This is a genomic window from Ruegeria sp. YKSF131, from assembly GCF_059612645.1.
In genome coordinates, this window is sequence record NZ_JBXWQZ010000011.1 from 55,169 (window position 1) to 74,769 (window position 19,601).

17 protein-coding genes and 3 tRNA genes are annotated in these 19,601 nt (G+C 56.8%); 9 read left to right on the top strand and 11 right to left on the bottom strand.

What is annotated here, in order from left to right:
• Nucleotides 1–153: 153 nt before the first annotated feature.
• Nucleotides 154–1,773: a long-chain-fatty-acid--CoA ligase gene (locus AC2FLZ_RS05890; protein ID WP_496714340.1), complete on the top strand. Its 1,620-nt coding sequence runs from the start codon at nt 154–156 to the stop codon at nt 1,771–1,773.
• Nucleotides 1,774–1,795: 22 nt separating this feature from the next.
• Here AC2FLZ_RS05890 and AC2FLZ_RS05895 read toward each other — a convergent pair.
• Nucleotides 1,796–1,870, bottom strand: a tRNA-Asn gene (locus tag AC2FLZ_RS05895).
• Between the two features lie 170 nt (nt 1,871–2,040).
• Between AC2FLZ_RS05895 and AC2FLZ_RS05900 the strand changes: the two genes are divergently transcribed.
• Complete coding sequence (locus tag AC2FLZ_RS05900) at nt 2,041–2,805, top strand: hypothetical protein (RefSeq protein WP_480553633.1); 765 nt, start codon at nt 2,041–2,043, stop codon at nt 2,803–2,805.
• Between the two features lie 195 nt (nt 2,806–3,000).
• On the opposite strand, the gene AC2FLZ_RS05905 is transcribed toward AC2FLZ_RS05900, so the two are convergent.
• Both AC2FLZ_RS05905 and AC2FLZ_RS05910 read right to left on the bottom strand, forming a co-directional pair.
• A tRNA-Asn gene (locus AC2FLZ_RS05905) sits at nt 3,001–3,075 on the bottom strand.
• A gap of 76 nt (nt 3,076–3,151) precedes the next feature.
• Nucleotides 3,152–4,066: an MBL fold metallo-hydrolase gene (locus AC2FLZ_RS05910; protein WP_496714337.1), complete on the bottom strand. Its 915-nt coding sequence runs from the start codon at nt 4,064–4,066 to the stop codon at nt 3,152–3,154.
• 44 nt (nt 4,067–4,110) lie between these two features.
• On the opposite strand from AC2FLZ_RS05910, the gene AC2FLZ_RS05915 reads away from it, so the two are divergent.
• On the top strand, nt 4,111–5,430 hold the full coding sequence (locus AC2FLZ_RS05915; RefSeq protein ID WP_480603506.1) for an ATP-binding protein: 1,320 nt from the start codon (nt 4,111–4,113) through the stop codon (nt 5,428–5,430).
• 262 nt (nt 5,431–5,692) lie between these two features.
• Here AC2FLZ_RS05915 and AC2FLZ_RS05920 read toward each other — a convergent pair.
• Nucleotides 5,693–5,769: transfer RNA gene (locus AC2FLZ_RS05920), tRNA-Ile, on the bottom strand.
• A gap of 107 nt (nt 5,770–5,876) precedes the next feature.
• On the opposite strand from AC2FLZ_RS05920, the gene purM reads away from it, so the two are divergent.
• The 3 genes from purM to rnd all read left to right on the top strand — a co-directional run bounded on the left by purM (nt 5,877) and on the right by rnd (nt 8,788).
• Nucleotides 5,877–6,923, top strand: coding sequence for a phosphoribosylformylglycinamidine cyclo-ligase (purM, locus tag AC2FLZ_RS05925; RefSeq protein WP_496881937.1), 1,047 nt, complete (start codon nt 5,877–5,879; stop codon nt 6,921–6,923).
• Nucleotides 6,920–7,516 (top strand): phosphoribosylglycinamide formyltransferase, encoded by a 597-nt coding sequence (gene purN / locus AC2FLZ_RS05930; protein WP_480553627.1) that lies wholly within the window; start codon nt 6,920–6,922, stop codon nt 7,514–7,516. The genes purM and purN overlap by 4 nt, the downstream gene beginning before the upstream one ends.
• Nucleotides 7,517–7,630: 114 nt before the next feature.
• Nucleotides 7,631–8,788, top strand: coding sequence for a ribonuclease D (gene rnd / locus AC2FLZ_RS05935; RefSeq protein ID WP_480553625.1), 1,158 nt, complete (start codon nt 7,631–7,633; stop codon nt 8,786–8,788).
• Nucleotides 8,789–8,794: 6 nt separating this feature from the next.
• Here the strand turns inward: rnd and AC2FLZ_RS05940 are convergent, their stop codons facing one another.
• The gene (locus AC2FLZ_RS05940; protein ID WP_480553623.1) at nt 8,795–9,325 is read right to left on the bottom strand and encodes a hypothetical protein; all 531 of its coding nucleotides are present in this window, start codon (nt 9,323–9,325) and stop codon (nt 8,795–8,797) included.
• Between the two features lie 138 nt (nt 9,326–9,463).
• Between AC2FLZ_RS05940 and AC2FLZ_RS05945 the strand changes: the two genes are divergently transcribed.
• On the top strand, nt 9,464–9,874 hold the full coding sequence (locus tag AC2FLZ_RS05945; protein WP_480472984.1) for a SufE family protein: 411 nt from the start codon (nt 9,464–9,466) through the stop codon (nt 9,872–9,874).
• Between the two features lie 2 nt (nt 9,875–9,876).
• Here the strand turns inward: AC2FLZ_RS05945 and AC2FLZ_RS05950 are convergent, their stop codons facing one another.
• From AC2FLZ_RS05950 to AC2FLZ_RS05960, 3 genes are all read right to left on the bottom strand, one after another.
• A complete protein-coding gene (locus AC2FLZ_RS05950) occupies nt 9,877–10,536 on the bottom strand; it encodes a DUF1638 domain-containing protein (RefSeq protein ID WP_480517173.1) in 660 nt (219 codons plus the stop codon).
• A gap of 77 nt (nt 10,537–10,613) precedes the next feature.
• Entirely contained in the window at nt 10,614–11,651 is a 1,038-nt protein-coding gene (locus AC2FLZ_RS05955; protein WP_496714330.1) for a Hint domain-containing protein, read from the bottom strand.
• 146 nt (nt 11,652–11,797) lie between these two features.
• Nucleotides 11,798–12,496 (bottom strand): corrinoid protein, encoded by a 699-nt coding sequence (locus tag AC2FLZ_RS05960; protein ID WP_209503809.1) that lies wholly within the window; start codon nt 12,494–12,496, stop codon nt 11,798–11,800.
• 270 nt (nt 12,497–12,766) lie between these two features.
• Here AC2FLZ_RS05960 and AC2FLZ_RS05965 point away from each other — a divergent pair, with 270 nt between their 5' ends.
• Complete coding sequence (locus AC2FLZ_RS05965) at nt 12,767–13,834, top strand: PA0069 family radical SAM protein (protein ID WP_496881938.1); 1,068 nt, start codon at nt 12,767–12,769, stop codon at nt 13,832–13,834.
• Nucleotides 13,835–13,927: 93 nt separating this feature from the next.
• Here the strand turns inward: AC2FLZ_RS05965 and gltA are convergent, their stop codons facing one another.
• Together gltA and gltX are read right to left on the bottom strand one after the other, a co-directional pair.
• Entirely contained in the window at nt 13,928–15,223 is a 1,296-nt protein-coding gene (gene gltA, locus AC2FLZ_RS05970; RefSeq protein WP_480472976.1) for a citrate synthase, read from the bottom strand.
• Between the two features lie 121 nt (nt 15,224–15,344).
• Nucleotides 15,345–16,745, bottom strand: a complete 1,401-nt coding sequence (gltX, locus tag AC2FLZ_RS05975) for a glutamate--tRNA ligase (protein ID WP_480472974.1) — start codon at nt 16,743–16,745, stop codon at nt 15,345–15,347.
• Between the two features lie 78 nt (nt 16,746–16,823).
• On the opposite strand from gltX, the gene AC2FLZ_RS05980 reads away from it, so the two are divergent.
• Complete coding sequence (locus tag AC2FLZ_RS05980) at nt 16,824–18,872, top strand: ComEC/Rec2 family competence protein (protein ID WP_496881939.1); 2,049 nt, start codon at nt 16,824–16,826, stop codon at nt 18,870–18,872.
• Here the strand turns inward: AC2FLZ_RS05980 and lexA are convergent.
• Nucleotides 18,866–19,564, bottom strand: coding sequence for a transcriptional repressor LexA (lexA, locus tag AC2FLZ_RS05985; RefSeq protein WP_496881940.1), 699 nt, complete (start codon nt 19,562–19,564; stop codon nt 18,866–18,868). The genes AC2FLZ_RS05980 and lexA overlap by 7 nt on opposite strands.
• Between the last annotated feature and the right edge of the window lie 37 nt (nt 19,565–19,601).

Sequence of the window (19,601 nt, forward strand, 5' to 3'; positions counted from 1 at the left end):
TTGCATTCTCTTATTGTCAGACAATTAAATGATTGGCAGGGTTCCGTCTTAGGAAACGGCTGGACTGACGTGACAGGGAACACCTCTGCCTGTCAGTGCCAGACGGAACAGGCCGGGGCCAGGCAAGGTCCCGCCCATGACGGGAGGATGTCCATGCTGGGACAGATGATGACGCAGCCTTTGCTGATTTCGTCGTTGATTGATCACGCGCAGCGCTACCACGGCCAGACCGAGATCATCTCGGTCGAAACGGATGGAACAGTGACCGAAACCAACTGGTCCGAGATAGCCGTGAACGCCCGGCGTTTGGCGTCGGCCCTGACGCGGCTGGGTCTGGAGCCGCAGGACAGGGTCGCGACGCTGGCCTGGAACAATCGTCGCCATCTGGAGATCTATTATGCCACCTCGGGTGCGGGATATGTCTGTCACACGGTCAATCCGAGGCTTTTTCCTGAACAACTGACTTATATCATCAACCATGCTCAGGATCGGGTGTTGTTCTTTGATGCAACCTTCGTCCCGCTGGTTGCCACCTTGCACGGTGCGCTGAGGGATGTTCGCCATTTTGTTCTGATGGGCCCCCGCAATGATGACGCCGCCGCACAGATACCCGACGTGAAATTCTGTGATGAGCTGATCGAAACCGGTGACGCGGCCTTTAATTGGCCTGAACTGGATGAAAATACGGCCTCGGGGCTCTGTTACACGTCGGGCACAACTGGCCATCCCAAGGGGGTTCTTTATTCCCACAGATCGACGGTCCTGCACAGTTTCGCGTCGAATACGCGCGACGTGATCGGCTTTTCGGCGATGGATGTCGTGATGCCCGTTGTTCCTATGTTCCACGTTAATGCATGGGGGTCGCCTTATGCCTGCGCCATGTCAGGCTCGCGTCTGGTTTTGCCCGGCCCGGATCTGCATGGCGAGGCGCTGGTTAATCTGATCGACACCTATGGCGTGACGCTGGCCATGGGGGTGCCAACCATCTGGCAGGGACTGTTGGCACATGCCGCCAAATGCGGGACGAGCTTGAAAAGCCTCGAACGGACCGTGATCGGAGGAGCTGCTTGCCCGCCCTCGATGATGGAAACCTTCCGGAATAAATATGGCGTCGATACGGTCCATGCGTGGGGAATGAGCGAGATGAGCCCACTTGGTACGGCCAACTGCCCATTGGCCAAACATCTGGTGCTGCCGCTTGAAGAACAACACCTTATCCGTCTGAGTCAGGGCCGGCCTCCTTTCGGGGTTGAACTGAAAATCGTGGATGATGACGGAAAAGATCTGCCACATGACGGTGAAACGCAGGGCGATCTGATGGTGCGGGGGCATTGGGTGCTGGACAGCTATTTCCTGATGCAGGATCAGGATCTGTTGCAAGACGGTTGGTTCGCCACAGGCGATGTCGCAACGCTAGACGCCGATGGATACATGACCATTCGTGACCGATCCAAGGATATCATCAAGTCCGGAGGGGAGTGGATCAGCTCGGTCGAACTTGAAAACATCGCTGTTGCGCACCCGAAACTGGCAACTGCAGCCGTGGTCGGTGTTCCGCACCCGAAATGGGACGAACGGCCGTTGCTGGTCGCTGTAAGGGCCGAGGGGGAAAATCCAAGCGAAGAAGAGGTTCTGGCCTTCTTCGAAGGGAAAATCGCCAAATGGCAGATTCCGGACAAGGTTGTCTTTGTTGACGCGCTGCCGCTGAACGCAACCGGAAAGGTGCTGAAACGCAACCTGCGTGCGGATTTCAAGGATGCCCTTGGGGGGTGAGACGCGATCTGGCGGGGTGAATTGGCTCCGGCGGTAGGGATCGAACCTACGACCAATTGATTAACAGTCAACTGCTCTACCGCTGAGCTACGCCGGAACGGTCCGCGCCGTATAGCAACCGGAGTATCTGGCGTCCAGAGGGAGAGCAGCATTCTTGAGGAAAATCTTCCCAGCCCGAAATCTGAGCGTCAAGCTGTTCCTTGGGTCATTGCTGTTTGCTTGATGCTTGTACGGTAAGCTGTCAATCCCGGCTCAACTGAAACTTATATGTCGGGGTGCCGTTGTGGTGGAATCTTTGCCTGGGGAATCAAGTCGTCGCTATTGATTTCGCTGTCATGTGATGAGAATTCTGTAGGGGTAGATTGTGCCGGTTCAGAAACCACGGTGAATTGCAACGTCAAGCATCAAAAGCGAAAAGACCCGGAGATCAAATTGAATACGGCAAGCCTTGAAAGACCTGTTTTAACCATGCCGGAAAATGCGCAGCGTGTCCTGCGAAAGCACTATGATGCGGCCTCTGTAATTCTGGAATATGGCTCGGGCGGTTCGACTGTGGTCGCTGGGGAGATGGAAGCAAAAACTGTTTTCAGTGTCGAAAGTGATCGAGGCTGGGCTCGCATGATGCGGCGTTGGTTTCGTGAGAATCCTCCTAGTAGAGGGACTGAGGTCAATATTTCATGGGTCGATGTCGGTGAAACCAAGAAGTGGGGTTTTCCGGTAAATCAGGACAAATCGGCGCGCTATCCCAGATATCCGCTGTCAATCTGGCAGAGCAACGGATTTAAGCACCCGGATGTGGTTCTTGTTGACGGTCGGTTTCGCGTGGGTTGTGCTTTGGCGACGGCCTTCAATATTACCCGACCAGTGACCTTGTTGATCGACGACTACGGTGATCGCCCACGGTTACAAGCGGCGGAAGAGTTTCTGCCTAAGCCTGAGCTTGTTGGTCGAATGGCGATATTCGAGGTAGAGCCAATGCAGATTCCCGTCGATCGCTTGATTCGTGTCATTCGATTGTTAACGCTCCCTTAGGGACGTGTTAAATTCGGTTTGTTCCTTAAAGGGTCCGAGAAGCAAGCGCCGAACCAGCTTAACGCTTGGTTGAGATGTGCATGAAACTGGAATTGAACCTTAGCCATGTGAGTGATTGGCACGTTATTTCCAGCAAACCGGAAAATTCAAGATCGCGATCTGGGAAAAGCCAAATATCTGGTTTTCAGATATGTTTGGCTCCGGCGGTAGGGATCGAACCTACGACCAATTGATTAACAGTCAACTGCTCTACCGCTGAGCTACGCCGGAACTGAGGGGCGTATAGCAATCCGGATTCCCGGCGTCCAGAGGTTAAGCACGCGAACTTTAAAAAATTTTCGTGGCTTCAAGGATCTCTGCGAAAAATTGCGGTGGCAGATAGTTCGCCGTGTGGTGACACCTGTTTTTTACCAGTAAGATCAACGAGGTGGGCAAAAACGTTCCGCTCCGCGGCTGGCAGCAGGGTTACGGGTGTGTCGGTGTAGATACGCTTGGCCAATTGCCGCGCCGTTCCGTCTGCATCCTCCAAGGCAGTTAGAATCTGAGCTTCGCGGTTTTGCCTGTGTCGGATCAGCCAGTCCAATCGCGCGGCAGGGTCTGAAATTGGCGCACCGTGGCCCGCGTGAAAAACCGACCAGTCGCGCGCGCGCAGGCGGTGGCAGGCTGTCATGAAATCAGTCAGGTCTCCGTCCGGTGGTGACACCAACGAACTGGCCCATCCCATCACATGGTCGGCGGTGAAACAGGTATCCTGCCATGCCAGGGCAATGTGGTTTCCCAGATGCCCCGGAGTGTGAATAACCTCAAGCTGCCAGTTATCGCCCAAGATGACCTCACCATCCGCAACCTCTACATCCGGGCGAAACGCGGTGTCGATGCCTTCGCCACCTCCAGCCAACCCACGTGCTGCAAGGGTCGTCATAACTGCGCTGCGACCGGCTTCGGGGCCGCCAAACGCGTAGATCGCAGCCCCCGTTCGGGCGGCTAGGGGTGCCGCCAAGGGTGAGTGATCCAGATGGGCGTGCGTGACGACTATGTGGCTGATTCTCTGACCAGGTTGCAGTTCATTCAGGATCGCGTTCAAATGCTCTTCGCTTGCGGGGCCGGGATCAATGACGGCAATGTCGCGATCGCCTAGCAGATAGGTGTTGGTGCCGCGATAGGTCATCGGTGACGGGTTGGGGGCCAGAATGCGCCGCAGACCCGGTTGCAATTCTGTCGCAACACCAGCGGGTGGATTGAAATCGTCAGGTGCCTGCATTCTGTGCTCTTTCTCTTGTCCGGGCAGCCCGCTAGGTTTAGCGCATGTCGACGCACTGGCTCAAACCTTATATGCCACGCAGCCTATACGCCCGGGCAGCGCTGATTCTGGTTCTTCCTGTGATCGCGTTGCTGCTGGTTGTAGGAGTTTCCTTTCTTCAAAAGCATCTGGAAGATGTCACTGACCAGATGACGCGCGCAGCCTCAAGGGAAGTGATGCTGATCACCACCATGATGGACGGGGCCGAGACGCAGCACCTGGCATTGGCCGAAGTGCGCCCGGATCTTCTGGCGCTGGAAATGCAGGCCCGATTTCTGCCTCCCAACGAAACTCCCAAAACTGACCGTCCACGGTGGTACGACTTCATAGCACCTCAGGTCGAGGCAGAACTTCGTGCAAGGCTGCCGGAGCTGAGTGCTGTTGCGTTGCCAAGCAGCCGCGAGGCGCGTTTGTATCTGGATACGCATCTGGGGGTGCTGGAACTGACCTTCGACCGGCGCAGATTGTCGCCAGCGGCGCCGCATCAGTTGATCGTGACGATGCTGTTTTTCGCGATCATCATGACCTCGATTTCATTTCTGTACATGCGAAACCAGTTGCGCCCCATCACACGGCTGGCCGATGCGGCGCAGGCGTTTGGACGAGGGCGGAGCGTACCGTACTCCCCGGGCGGTGCCATCGAGGTACGCGCGGCGGGGAATGCGTTTCTGGATATGCGATCACGGATCGAACGTCAGATCGAACAACGGACGCTGATGTTGTCCGGCGTCAGCCATGATCTGCGCACACCTCTGACCCGCCTGAAGCTTGGACTGGCCATGCTGCCCGAGGACGAGGCACGACCTTTGTTACAGGACGTGGCGGAAATGCAGTCCTTGGTTGATGCATTCCTCGAATTCTCGCGCGGGGCGTCCGAAGGATCGCCTGAGGAAATCAATCCGGCTGAGTTTGTTCGACAGATTGTAGATGACGCGACACGAGCCGGGCATCCGGCCGAACTGGTCGCTGTCGAGGGGCAGGGAACGGCAATGCTGCGCCCAATGGCCGTTCGGCGGGCCGTCGAAAACCTGATCGGAAATGCCGTGCGCTACGGCAGCCGGGCTGAGGTCAGCCTGTCGCTGAATTCCAAGTCGCTGCGCATCCGTGTCGAAGATGATGGCCCCGGAATTCCCGCAGAGCAGCGCACAGAGGCCGTCAAACCCTTTACGCGGCTCGACCCTGCGCGCAACCAGAATCAAGGCAGTGGCGTGGGTTTGGGTTTGGCAATCGTGGCGGATGTTGCACGGGCCCATGGTGGCACCCTGAGACTGGCCAAAAGTGAACGCTTGGGCGGTTTGTGCGCGGATATCATTATTGGCCGGTAAACTGACACCTCTACCGGTTCAAACTCGCGCCAATATGACAATTTGTGCGTCTGGATTCCCGCGACAAGATTTTGGAGCATTTCAGCAAGACCTGTCACCCAAGGACGCTTTGATCGAAACTGGAAATCTGCGAACTGGACCAATGCCTTTAAATTCGAACCGCGTTTGGACAGGTTGCACGGGACAGGATGAATGCTTGTTGTCAAAAACGCAAACAAAACCAGTGAGATGTGCGGGGTGTTCAAGGCAAGTGGCGGTGATTTGGTAGGCCCGGAGGGACTCGAACCCCCAACCAAAGCGTTATGAGCGCTCTGCTCTAACCAATTGAGCTACAGGCCCGCCTAGGCGCATTGCGTATCACGGTGAACAGCCGCGTCAAGCCTGACCGTTGCAACAAACGCCACAATCGAATAACCCGCCCGCAAAGCATTCAAAAGGAACTGGCCATGACAGCGGGCAAGAACGGAATCACCTATGCCGATGCAGGCGTGGATATTGACGCGGGCAATGCTCTGGTTGACCGGATCAAACCCGCAGCAAAGCGAACCAACCGCCCCGGCGTGATGAGCGGTCTGGGCGGTTTCGGCGCACTGTTCGACCTGAAAGCTGCCGGGTACCAGGATCCCATTCTGGTTGGTGCCACGGATGGGGTTGGTACAAAACTGCGAATTGCGATCGACACCGGCGTCGTGGACGGGGTTGGCATCGATCTGGTGGCCATGTGTGTCAATGACCTGATCTGTCAGGGGGCCGAGCCCTTGTTCTTTCTCGACTATTTCGCGACAGGCAAGTTGGACACAGACACGGCCGCGCGGATCATTGAAGGAATTGCCGAAGGGTGTGCGCAATCCGGCTGTGCTCTGATTGGTGGCGAAACTGCCGAGATGCCCGGCATGTACCCTGATGGCGATTTCGATCTGGCCGGGTTCTCGGTCGGGGCAATGGAACGCGGCGCTGACCTGCCTTCTGGGGTCCAGGCGGGGGATGTGCTGCTTGGTCTGGCGTCGAACGGAGTGCATTCCAACGGGTATTCACTGGTACGTAAACTCGTCGAACTGTCTGGTCTGGGCTGGGATGCACCGTGCCCTTTTGGTGAAGGTTCATTGGGCAAGGTGCTGCTTACGCCGACGCGCCTTTATGTCAAACCGGCCCTGTCCGCGATCCGCGAAGGTGGCGTTCACGCGCTGGCCCATATCACCGGTGGCGGTCTGACCGAGAACCTGCCGCGCGTATTGCCGGATGGGTTGGGGGCACAGATTGATCTGGGCAGCTGGCAATTGCCGTCTGTTTTCAGCTGGATGGCGCAGACTGGTGGTATCGCGGAAGCTGAGATGCTCAAGACCTTCAACTGTGGCATCGGTCTGATCATGGTTTGCGACCCGGATAAGGCCGATCAGCTTTCGACCTTGCTAGCCGAGGCTGGCGAGACGGTGGCGCAAATTGGTACTGTCACCGAAACGCCCGGAGTTGCTTATTCGGGCAAACTGCTGTGAGCCACAAGCGCGTCGCGATCCTGATTTCGGGCGGCGGGTCCAACATGGTGTCGCTTGTCGACAGCATGACCGGTGATCATCCGGCGCGTCCCTGTTTAGTCCTGTCCAACGATGCGCAGGCGGGCGGGCTGAAAAAAGCTGCGGACCGTGGCATTCCGACCGCAGTGGTCGATCACCGGCCATTCAAGGGCAATCGCACAGCCTTTGAGGCTGAGTTGCTGAAGCCCTTGGAAGACGCGCGGCCGGATATTGTCTGCCTGGCCGGGTTCATGCGGGTCCTGACCGCGGATTTCGTAACCCGCTTTCAGGGGCGAATGTTAAACATCCACCCTTCATTGCTGCCCAAATACAAGGGGTTACACACCCACGCCCGCGCAATTGAAACGGGCGATACGGAACATGGCTGCTCGGTCCATGAGGTGACAGCGGCGCTGGACGATGGCCCGATTCTGGGTCAGGCGCGTGTGGGTATCGAACCAGCGGATACCCCGGAAACTCTGGCTTCAAAAGTTCTGATCCGGGAACATGAACTTTATCCAGCGGTGCTGCGCCGCTTTGCCGAAGGCAACAGGTCACCCGTTCTCATGCCGTGAGGTTCCGAGGGTGATTTACACTCGCCTGAAAATCGTCCTATGGTCGTCGGTATCGCTTGGAGGCGAGGGAATTTACGGGCACTCACAAGAGCAAGAGCAAAACTAGTACGGCGCATGAAAACTCTGACGACGACGCAAGAACTGGCCGATTTCTGCAAGGCGGCCGCAAGCTATTCATATATCACAGTCGATACCGAGTTTCTGCGCGAGCGGACCTATTATTCGAAACTGTGCCTCGTGCAACTGGCGCTTCCCTCTGATGATGAAGACAGCGCGGTTCTGGTTGATCCGCTGGTTGATGGCCTGTCTCTCGAACCGCTGTATGAGCTTTTCCGAAACGAGAACGTGGTCAAGGTGTTCCACGCCGCGCGTCAGGATCTTGAGATATTCTGGGTCGAGGCCGGTGTGTTCCCCAACCCGTTGTTCGACACACAGGTCGCCGCGATGGTCTGCGGGTTTGGTGAGCAGGTCGGCTATGAGACGCTGGTGCGGAAGATCTGCAAACAGGGCGTCGACAAGACTTCGCGGTTCACCGATTGGTCCCGCCGCCCTTTGACAGAGGCGCAGAAAACATATGCACTGGCGGATGTGACGCATCTTCGCAGGATCTACGAATATCTTTCCGCGGAACTCAAGAAGACGATGCGCAGCCACTGGGTGGCTGAAGAGCTGCGTACGCTGACGCAGCCTGCCACGTATGACATTCGTCCCGAAGAGGCCTGGAAGCGGGTCAAGACGCGAACGAATTCGGCCAAGTTCCTGGCTGTTGTACGCGAGCTGGCGCAGTTCCGCGAAAGGTATGCGCAGGAACATAACGTGCCGCGCAACCGGGTGTTCAAGGATGATGCCTTGATCGAACTGGCGTCGACCAAGCCCAAGACAGTCGCCGATCTCGGTGGATCACGCCTTTTGCTGCGCGAGGCGCGCAAGGGCCCGATTGCCGAAGGTATTCTTGCTGCGGTGACGAAGGGCACAAATTGTCCGCAGGAAAATCTGCCGAAGATCGACAATTCCCGGGATAACCTGAAGGTCAACCCGGCTTTGGCCGACTTGCTTCGGGTTCTGCTGAAATCCAAAACTGAAAGCTCAGGCGTTGCGGCCAAGCTGATCGCAACAAGTTCCGAATTGGACCAGATTGCCGCTGGCGAACGAGAACTGCCCGCGATGTCGGGATGGCGTTACGAGGTCTTTGGGGAAGACGCACTAAAGCTGTGCGAGGGGAAAATCGCGCTGGCGGCCAAAGGGCAGGCGGTCAAGGTCGTCTCGCTTTAGCGGCGATTACCGCCGCCGCGATTCCAAAGTATTCTGTTGCCCGACAACACGGATCAGACGAATGCCTTCAAGATCCTGGGTCGAGACATTAATGGCATCCGACACCATTCTTGTTCGTTCAGATCCTTGCGGGGTATCTGTGCTGGGGTAATTCACGCGGAATACAAACTCCAGAATTCCCTTTTCTTTGTTTTCTTCTGAATTAACCGAAACCAAGCGTGCGTTATAGGCACCCTGCCGAAGCGCGGTGCCAGAGGAATAGATGATCGCGCCCGACGGAATTGGCTCGATCCGCAGCTCATCGATTTTGGCGATTGGAATGCTGGTATCTTCGGCGTCTGGGCGCGAAAACAGGCCTCTTCCCTCTCTTGTCTTGGGAACCAAAGCATCGGCGGCATTTGGGTCCGACGGCGTTTCAGACTTCACAGACCGGCTGGAGCCAAACCAGTTTGACGGATTCACCCGCGAGTCGCGCCAGCTGCCGCAGGCAGTCAGGGTCAGCATGGCGATGATAAGAACGGACAGAGACTTTTGCATGGACCCACTGCTTTTCACACGAATTCAGACAATGGGTTAGCGTAATTTCTTCGCGTTGAAAAGCCACAGCTGGGGCTGGACAGCAGGTGGTCGTCGGCATAGGTCACATTGTGATTTCAACGAAAGGATCATTGCGCCATGGCCACGCCTGCCTTTGAAGACATTGTCGAGGATTTCGAGTTTCTCGAAGACTGGGAAGACCGGTATCGCCATGTCATCGAACAGGGCAAGGCGATGGAGCCTTTGGATGACGCGTTGAAAGTTCCGGCGACAAAGGTTCACGGCTGTGCCAGTCAGGTCTGGCTGCATCCGATGATCGAAGCAGGTGTGTTCAAATTTGATGGCGACAGTGATGCGCTGATCGTTCGCGGGCTGATCGCCGTGCTTCGGTCCCTATACAACGGACTGCCGGTGACCGAGGTGCCGCAGGTCGATGCGGCGGCAGAACTGGCCCGACTGGGCTTGAACGATCATCTGTCAGCCCAGCGGTCCAATGGATTGCGGGCCATGATCGAACGCATCCGCCAGGTCGCGCAGGAAAACGCCTGAGGTCACTCGGGGCGGTTTGCCCAGTCTGACAAAGTGGTTTCCAGATCGCCGTAGCCGGTGAAACGACGTTCGAACGCCAATCCCATGCGGTCCGCGCATTTCCGTGCGCGTTCGGTCAGTTTCGGATCGTCGATCTGGGCCTGATAAATCAGTTTGGTGTAATTGCCGAAATACATGTCCCGCAGTTCCGGGTGGCGATCCAGGCCCAGTGGTTTCCAGACAAATGCGTCGAACTGGCGGGCCAGAAAGTCAGTCAGGTAGAAGGCAGTTGTTTCGTCCTCGCCGCGTTCTTGAAAGGCCTGATTGCCTTCGAAGAACGAATAGCAATGAGGGCCTTTTACCATCTCGACGCCCAGTTTTTCGCAGGCGGATTGCAGCAGACCTCCGGTTCCGCAATCAGCGTAAACCACATAGATTTTTTCGAACCTGTCGCGGTGTTTGGCCACGGTGTCTTCAACTGCCTGCGTGATCCGTTCCGGATGAACATGCAGGATTGCAGGCAGGCAGGTCAGAGCCATGTGATCCCAGCCGTTGCGCGTTTTGATATCCAGAATTTCGCGCGCAAGTGCCCCGCAGGCGATCAGCAGGATGCCTGCGTTTTCCACGCCGTCATAGCCTTTGGTTGTGAGGCTTGCATCATCCGGTAGCGTATCGCTTGGCATAGGTCGGCTTCCTTATGGGCTCATGGCACAAGAGAACGAAAACAGCTTGCAGGCAAGCCTTCTTCCGACATCTCGTGTCAGGCTGCCGACGTTCGTGTTTCGAATGCCGATAACAGAGGCCGCGCGGGCGGGCCGTAGGCGGCGATACCTTGCTTCAATAACTCGGGAAACAACGATAGGATATCCTGTCGGGCCGACCGATCAAGTGCGTTCCAGGTTTGGGCGCCGGGATGAAAGCTCTCGCTCAGGCAGCCTTCCGACCAGAGCAACTCATGCTGATCAAACAGCAGATGGATATAGGTTACGACCCCGCCGGGTTTGAGGATGATGTCATGTCCATTGACTAAGTGTTTGGCGGGGGCCAGCGCTTCGGAATAGCCGGTATGCAGTTCCAAGCGCCAGTTCCAGAGCAGCATCCTGTGTTGCTGCGACACCAGAAGGTCGCGTGCGTTTCCAAATGCGCCTGCCTTGAACAGAACCGGCGCGAACGTGCCTGCGGCCTGAACCCGCCGTTGCCCGGCCCAACGCACCGTTTGAAACCCGTGGTCAAGGGTTTCAACCCGGTCGCCGGGACGCAGCGTTTCTACCGGGCGTTCTCCCTTCCGTGTTCTGATCAACGTTCCGGGCGTAAAGCACGGGACCAGATCCCAGTCCTCGCGGCTTGACACCAGTCCCGAATACCGATTACCGGCAAGACTGTTGAAGGTGATCGAGTGTATAGGCCCCGCTTCCAGAGCGGCCTGATCTGCGTTGTCCGAGAACTCTGGCACCAGATATGTGTTGCCATCCACATCCTGCGCGACAACGGCAGTAATGTTTGCACTTGTGCCGTCGAAATAAGTGACAGTGGCGTGGTAAACTGATGTGCCATCAAAGGTTTGCGGCGCGCCGCCGTCGATCGAAAACCGATCATTGGCAGACATGTTGTTCATGTCATAGGCAGAGCCGGGGTTTCCTACGGCGCTCCATGTCACGCTGTTGTGCGATAATGGCGCGTCCGTGTAACCGAAGGTTTGCCCAACAAGCGCGGAGGCGTTTTCAGCGACGTAATTGCCCTCAACACGATCGATATCGGCGAGTTTGCCCAACGAAATGGCTGTGAATGACTGCGGCACGGGACCCCCGAAACTTGGACGTTTCGGTTTTTAACCGCACTTTCGTATACAATTGGATAATCAAGACGCCTAAAGACGGAGGCGGTGCAACAAAACGAAAAAGACCGCCCAAAACGGACGGCCTTTCAAGAAAAACCTGAGTGGTCTTAGCCAGCCAGTTGGTTGTGTTTGCGGCCCACGAAATCCTTGGCGGTTTCCACTGCAACAGCAGCGTCACGGCAGTAGGCGTCTGCACCGATGGCTTTGCCGAACTCTTCGTTCAGCGGCGCGCCACCGACCAGAACAATGTAGTCATCGCGCACGCCCTGTTCGACCAGGGTGTCGATAACGACTTTCATGTAAGGCATCGTGGTGGTCAGCAGGGCGGACATGCCCAGAATGTCGGGCTGTTCCGTTTCCAGTGCTTCCAGATAATTCTCGACCGGGTTGTTGATTCCCAGATCGACAACTTCGAAGCCTGCGCCTTCCATCATCATCGACACAAGGTTCTTGCCGATATCGTGGATGTCGCCCTTCACGGTGCCGATAACCATTTTGCCAACACGCGGAGCTCCGGTTTCAGCCAGCAGCGGCTTGAGGATCGACATGCCGCCTTTCATCGCGTTGGCCGCCAGCAGAACCTCAGGTACAAACAGAATGCCGTCGCGGAAGTCATGGCCCACAATGGTCATGCCGCCAACCAGAGCTTTGGTCAGGATGTCATACGGCGTCCATCCGCGTTCCAGCAGGATATTGGTGCCTTCTTCGATCTCTTCTTTCAATCCGTCATAGAGATCGTCGAACATCTGATCGACCAGTTCGTCATCATTCAGTTCGGACAGGACGATATCTTCTTCGTCGGACATGGGGTATTCCCTGTGCTGGGCGGGCCATCGGCCCGTGGTGGCATTTTTTCCGTTTTGGCCAAAACGTCGCATTCTGACTGTGACGATTGCGACGTTGGTCGTTTCGGGACCGACCTATATGTCAAAAATGGCACCGGCTCGATTGAAAAGTCTGCAATATTATCCTGTTTATTTTTCATCTGTGCGTTCCTGTTTCTTCGAAGGGTTGGCTTGCACAGGTTTTGTTTCACGCTTATCGTACGGCAAGAACAAATAGGGAACAAATATATCGTGAGCATCGGGTATGTCGTCAAGGCAAGGGGGGTGGCGTCCAATACTGCTGGGCGGTTTGAACGGTTTGCAACGCAGGCTGTTGATGACGGGTGGGACATCAATGAAGACTTGCCGCCCCTGCGAACCGAGACGCGGGATGAGGTGGCGCGCAGTGCAATCACCTATAACCGTTCACCCGATTTGCCTTTTGACCGTTCGATCAATCCGTATCGGGGGTGCGAGCATGGCTGTGTCTATTGTTTTGCCAGACCCAGCCACGCCTTTCTGGGCTTGTCCGCAGGATTGGATTTCGAAACTCGCCTTGTTGCGCGTCCCAACATGAGCATTGTTCTGCGCAAGGAACTGTCGGCAAAGTCCTACAAGGTCGCCACGATCGCAATCGGGACAAACACTGACCCATACCAGCCCATTGAAAAAAACAGACTGATTACAAGGTCTTGCCTTGAGGTCTTGCAAGAGTTCAACCACCCGGTCGCAATCGTGACCAAAGGAACATTGATCGAGCGTGATCTGGATATTTTGGCTGACATGGCCAGCCGGGGATTGGTGCGGGTCGGTATTTCGCTTACCATGCTGGATGCGGGTCTGTCCCGGCGGATGGAGCCCCGCGCACCGTCTCCGGCCCGTCGGTTGCAGACGATCAGAGCGTTGACCGATGCGGGCGTTTCGGTTCGCGTAATGACCTCGCCTATTGTGCCTGGGCTGACAGATCATGAGTTGGAGAGCCTGTTGGGCGCCGGAAAAGAGGCGGGCGCAGATGCGGCAAGCTGGATCATGTTGCGATTGCCCCGCGAAGTCTCGCAGCTTTGGCAGGACTGGCTGGCAGAGCACGAACCCGCCCGTGCAGAAAAGGTCATGTCCAAGCTGCGTGAAATGCATGGCGGACGAAATTATGACCCGCGCTGGGGGTACAGGATGCGGGGTGAGGGGGAATATGCCGAACTCATCGCCCTGAGATTCGCTAAAACCTGCAAAAGACTAGGGCTTTCGATCAAATCCGCTCCGTTACGATGCGACCGGTTTGCAGTTCCGCCGCAACCTGGGGATCAAATGAGCTTGTTCTGAAGCCAAATACCCAGCCGTCCGCTGCTTCAGTATCGAAAGCAAAAGACCCCGGTTTAACCGGGGCCTTCTGGATTTATTGCGTGCTTTGATGGATCAGCGGTTTTCGATGTCCACGTAATCGCGCAGCGTCTCACCCAGGTACAACTGACGCGGGCGGCCGATCTTGTTCTGTGGATCTTCAATCATTTCTTTCCACTGGCTGACCCAGCCAACAGTCCGCGAAAGTGCAAAGATTGGTGTGAACATTGAGGTCGGGAAACCCATCGCCTCGAGGATGATACCCGAATAGAAGTCAACGTTCGGGAACAGTTTTTTGTCGGCGAAATACGGGTCTTCCAGCGCTTCGCGTTCCAGCTCTTTAGCAACCTGCAGTTTAGGGTTGTCTTCAATGCCCAGCAGATCCAGAACCTCGTCGGCCGACTGCTTCATCACCTTTGCGCGTGGGTCAAAGTTTTTGTACACGCGGTGGCCAAAGCCCATCAGGCGGAACGGGTCGTTCTTGTCTTTGGCACGGGCGATGAATTCGGGAATGCGATCTACGGTGCCGATCTCTTCCAACATTTCCAGACATGCCTGGTTGGCGCCACCATGGGACGGCCCCCACAAGCAGGCAATACCAGCGGCGATGCATGCAAACGGATTTGCGCCCGATGACGACGCCAGACGCACGGTGGACGTTGACGCATTCTGCTCGTGGTCTGCGTGAAGCGTTAAGATACGGTCCATCGCGCGGCTGAGGATCGGGTTGACCTCATATTCTTCGGCAGGAACGCTGAAACACATGCGCAGGAAGTTAGACGCATAATCCAAGTCATTGCGCGGATACACGAAGGGCTGCCCCGTGTGGTATTTATAAGCCCATGCGGCGATTGTCGGCATTTTGGCGATCAGGCGATGCGAGGCGACCTCGCGCTGATGCGGGTCCGCGATATCGGTCGAATCGTGATAGAAGGCTGACATTGCGCCGACAACACCGACCATAATGGCCATGGGATGCGCGTCGCGGCGGAAACCACGGTAGAAATACTGCATCTGCTCATGCAGCATGGTGTGGCGGGTGATCGTGGTTTCGAATTTCTCCAGATCTTTTGCGACCGGCAGCTCTCCGTAGAGCAGCAGATAGCAGACCTCAAGAAAGTGCGATTTCTCTGCCAGTTGGTCGATCGGGTAGCCACGGTGCAGCAACTCGCCTTTTTCACCATCGATAAAGGTTATTGTGCTGTCACAGCTTGCGGTTGAAGTGAAACCGGGATCATAGGTGAATACCCCTGCCTGACCGTAAAGCTTCCGAATATCAATGACATCCGGACCGGCGGTCGGGGTATGAACCGGCAACTCATACTCTTTGCCGTGAACGGTCAGAGTGGCTGTTTTGTTGCTGTCTGTCATGGTTATCCCTTCTTCATTCATACGCATGCCAAAGAAACCTCGGGCAGTGCGGGCAACGACTGCGCGCTTTCGCGCAGTCCGGGTGTTAGCGGAGCAGCGTTACCCGTTTATGAAATTCGGGTTATTTCGCTGCTTCTGAAAGCCGCGCCAGGGTTTCATCCCGTCCCAGCACAAGCATCATGTCAAAAACCGAAGGCGTGACGGCCCGACCAGCCAAGGCGGCCCTGAGTGGGCCAGCCAGCTTGCCGAACGTGAGCTCCTTTGACTCGGCAAAGGAATTCAGGGTCTCCTCCAGTTCGTCTCGAGACCAGCTAGCATTTTGCAACTGCGGCGTCAATTCTTCCAGTATACCGTCGGATACAGATGCCAGCGCCTTTGCGGCTTTCTCGTCGGGAACGATTGGGCGTTCCGTCAAGGCAAAGTGAGCCTTTTCAAGGAGTTCAGGAAAAGTCCGCGCCCGATCCTTGAGGCAATACATCGCACGTTCCAAATCACTCGATTGTGAATCTGTCAGGGGTGGTAAAGCAGCTGCGGCCAGGTAGGCTCCGATTTCATGCCGCAACGCAGCATCCTCAGAAATGGCGATGTGTTGACCACACAGGTTTTCCAGTTTTTTCAGATCAAACCGGGCAGGGCTTTTGCCGATGCCGTTCAGATCAAACCACTCCTTTGCCTGTGCATCAGTAAAGAATTCATCGTCACCATGGCTCCAGCCCAGACGGGCCAGATAGTTGCGCATCCCGGCGGCAGGATAGCCCATGGCCTGATACTCCTGCGCGCCAAGCGCGCCATGGCGTTTGGACAATTTCTTACCGTCTGGCCCGTGGATCAGCGGAATATGGGCCCAGACCGGAACATCCCAGCCCATTGCCTCATAGATCATCATCTGGCGCGCCGCGTTATTGAGGTGGTCATCGCCGCGAATGACATGGGTAACACCCATATCATGATCGTCGACCACCACTGCCAGCATGTAGACCGGTGTCCCGTCGGAACGCAGCAGAACCATGTCGTCCAGTTGGTCGTTGCGAATGGTCACGTCGCCCTGAACCTGATCGCGGATCACTGTTGTACCGTCCTGCGGAGCCTTGATGCGAATGACAAATGGCAGTTCGGGAAGAGCCGAAGGATCAGCGTCACGCCAGGGGCTGCGGAACAGGGTCGACTTGCCCTCGGCCCGCGCCTGTTCCCGAAAGGCGGCAATTTCGTCCTGCGTCGAGAAGCATTTATATGCCTTTCCCTCGGCCAGAAGCTGGTGCGCGACTTCGGCATGCCGGGCAGCTCCTTCGAACTGGCTGATTACATCGCCATCATGATCCAGTCCCAGCCATTCCATACCCTGAAGGATCGCGGTGGTTGCCTCGGGGGTCGAGCGCTCCCGGTCGGTATCTTCGATCCGCAGCAGGAACTTTCCACCACGTCCGCGGGCATAAAGCCAATTGAACAATGCGGTGCGTGCGCCACCGATGTGCAGAAAACCTGTGGGCGAGGGGGCAAAACGTGTGACGACCTGTTCGGACATGTTGAGGATTAACCTTTTGGTAACCGTATCTGGCATAGTTTGACGCCTGTCTAACGAGCCCGAAGGACGGGGGCAACCATGCGTGTTCTTGCACGGGTCGAGGCCGCGCTGCTGCACCAGACAGGGTACCTGTTTCCGTGGACGCCAGTCATGCTGGCAACGGGGATCGGTCTCTATTTCGGTGCCCGGAGCGAGCCTGGCTGGCCGGTATACGCTGGTCTTTCTTGCTTGTTCCTGGCTCTTGTCGTCCTGAGCCGCCGGCTGCCACCGGGGATGGGAGCGTTAGCGACCGGGGGGGCGCTGATTGCGGTCGGTGTCATACTGGCGGGCACTCGCGCCCATATGGTGGCAGAACCGGTTCTGTCCTGGCGGTACTATGGCCCTGTCGAGGGGAGGGTCGTCGCCATGGATCGGTCTGCCTCGGATGCGTTGCGGTTGACGCTCGATCAGGTGCGCGTAGGGGACGTACCGCAGGAGCGCAGGCCGCAACGCATCCGTCTTTCTGTTCATGGCGCAACAGACCCTTTTGCGCCTGGGCAACGGATCATGACCACAGCGCATCTTTCGCCGCCGCAGGGCCCGGTTGAACCTGGCGGGTTCGATTTTCGTCGCCATGCCTGGTTTCAGGAGCTGGGTGCGGTCGGGTATACCCGCGTTCCTGTATTGACGATTGCGCCAGTCAAGGACGGTATTGGCGGTGTTCGAATTACCGCAATCCGAATGGCCATATCGCGGCGAGTGAAACAAATCCTGCCCGGAGAAATCGGTGGGTTTGCCGCTGCCGTCACCACAGGTGATCGCAGTGGTATGGGGCAGGAGACGCTCTTGTCCCTGCGCGCGTCGAACCTGGCGCATTTGCTTGCCATTTCCGGGCTTCACATGGGGTTACTGACGGGTTTTGTTTTCGTGGCCTGCCGTATTGGTTTGTCACTGATCCCCTTCGTGGCGCTGCGGTTACCTGTCCGAAAAGTTGCGGCTGTGCTCGCGCTGATCGCGGCGACGATTTATTTGCTGTTGTCCGGCGGGAATATCGCAACCGAACGCGCCTATGTCATGGTCAGTGTCATGCTGGGGGCCGCGTTGATCGACAGGCGCGCGATCTCGTTGCGTGCGGTTTCCGTTGCTGCGCTGATCGTTCTGGTTCTTTGGCCCGAGTCGCTGCTGAGTCCGGGGTTTCAGATGTCCTTTGCGGCAACGACAGCCCTGGTTGCCGTCTTCGGCGCATTGCAACAGGTGGGTCCGTTACCCGGCCCGAATTGGTTGAAACCGATTGCTGGTGTGGTGATGTCCTCGGCGATAGCCGGGCTTGCCACGGCCCCAATTGGCGCTGCGCATTTCAATACGATGTCTCACTATGGATTGCTGGCGAACCTTCTGTCCGTACCCGTCATGGGCTTATTAGTTGTGCCTGCGGCGGTTGTCGCCGCACTGGCCGCCCCATTTGGATTGGAGGCTTTTCCGCTGACCGTTATGGGCTGGGCGCTGCATTGGATCTTGGGGGTGTCAAACTGGGTGTCGCACCTGGACGGTGCTCAGGGTTTCGTAGTTAGCCCGCCCTGGTATGTATTGCCACTTGTTGCTGTTGGTGCTTTGTGGCTGGCCTTGTGGCAAGGGCGCGCGCGTTGGTACGGGGTCGGGCCCGTCGTTCTGTCATTTCTGCTTTGGAACTCGGGCCACAGGCCAGATGTTCTGATCGCAGAAAACGGGGGGTTAGTCGGCGTGATGACCGCTCAGGGCCGGGCTTTGAGCAGAAGCAAAGGCAGCGGGTTTGTTGCCAGCGTCTGGCTTGAGAATGACGGTGACGGTGCCGATCAGATCGCGGCAGCAGGCAGATGGCCGGACAGCAGCACCGTTCAGCGGTACCCATATCAGGATATGGAAATCATCCATATCTCGGGCAAAAAGGCCGCGCACGCGTTCGACGAATGCAAGAACAACCAGATCATTGTTTCGACAGTTGCGCTGACCCTTGAGGGAGCGTGCGCCGTCTTCGATCCGGATCACCTGACCGAAACCGGCAGCCTGTCATTGTCGGACGGAAAGTTGACTTCAAGCGCGGAACTGACAGGTCACAGGCTCTGGTCCCCGAAGCCCGTCGGGGACCGTCGTTTGAATCCGGATCAATAGGTTCGGATCAGACCGACTAGGCGACCCTGAACCTTGACCTTTTCTTCAGGTAGAACGCGCGTCTCATAAGCCGGGTTGGCCGCTTCGAGAGCAATAGCGTTGCCGCGGCGGAAAAAGCGTTTCAGCGTCGCTTCCTGATCTTCTACCAGTGCAACCACGATATCTCCGTTATCAGCAGTCGCGGTTTCGCGGATGACAACCACATCACCGTCATTGATGCCCGCGTCGATCATCGAGTCACCGCGAACCTCAAGCGCATAGTACTGGCCTTTCCCGGAAACCATGGTGCCGGGGACCGCCACGTGATGTGACACGTGACTGATCGCTTCAATAGGGACACCCGCCGCGATCCGGCCCATCACCGGCAATTCCAACGCGTCCACCGCAACCGGTTCAATATTGGCCGGGCGGGGGCCTTTGGGCCGGTCACCTTCGATCACGCGGGGTGAAAATCCGGCAGTTGGTTCACCGCCAAGGCTTTCAGGAAGTTTCACAATTTCAATCGCGCGGGCACGATGCGCGAGGCGACGGATAAAGCCGCGTTCCTCCAGCGCAGTGATCAGCCTGTGGATGCCGGATTTCGACCGCAGGTCAAGCGCGGCCTTCATTTCATCGAAACTGGGCGGAACACCGTCCGCCTGCACGCGTTTTTGGATGAATTTCAACAAATCCAATTGCTTCTTGGTCAGCATTGCTCACACCTCGTCGCTCATGCGTTTTCTTTTGTTC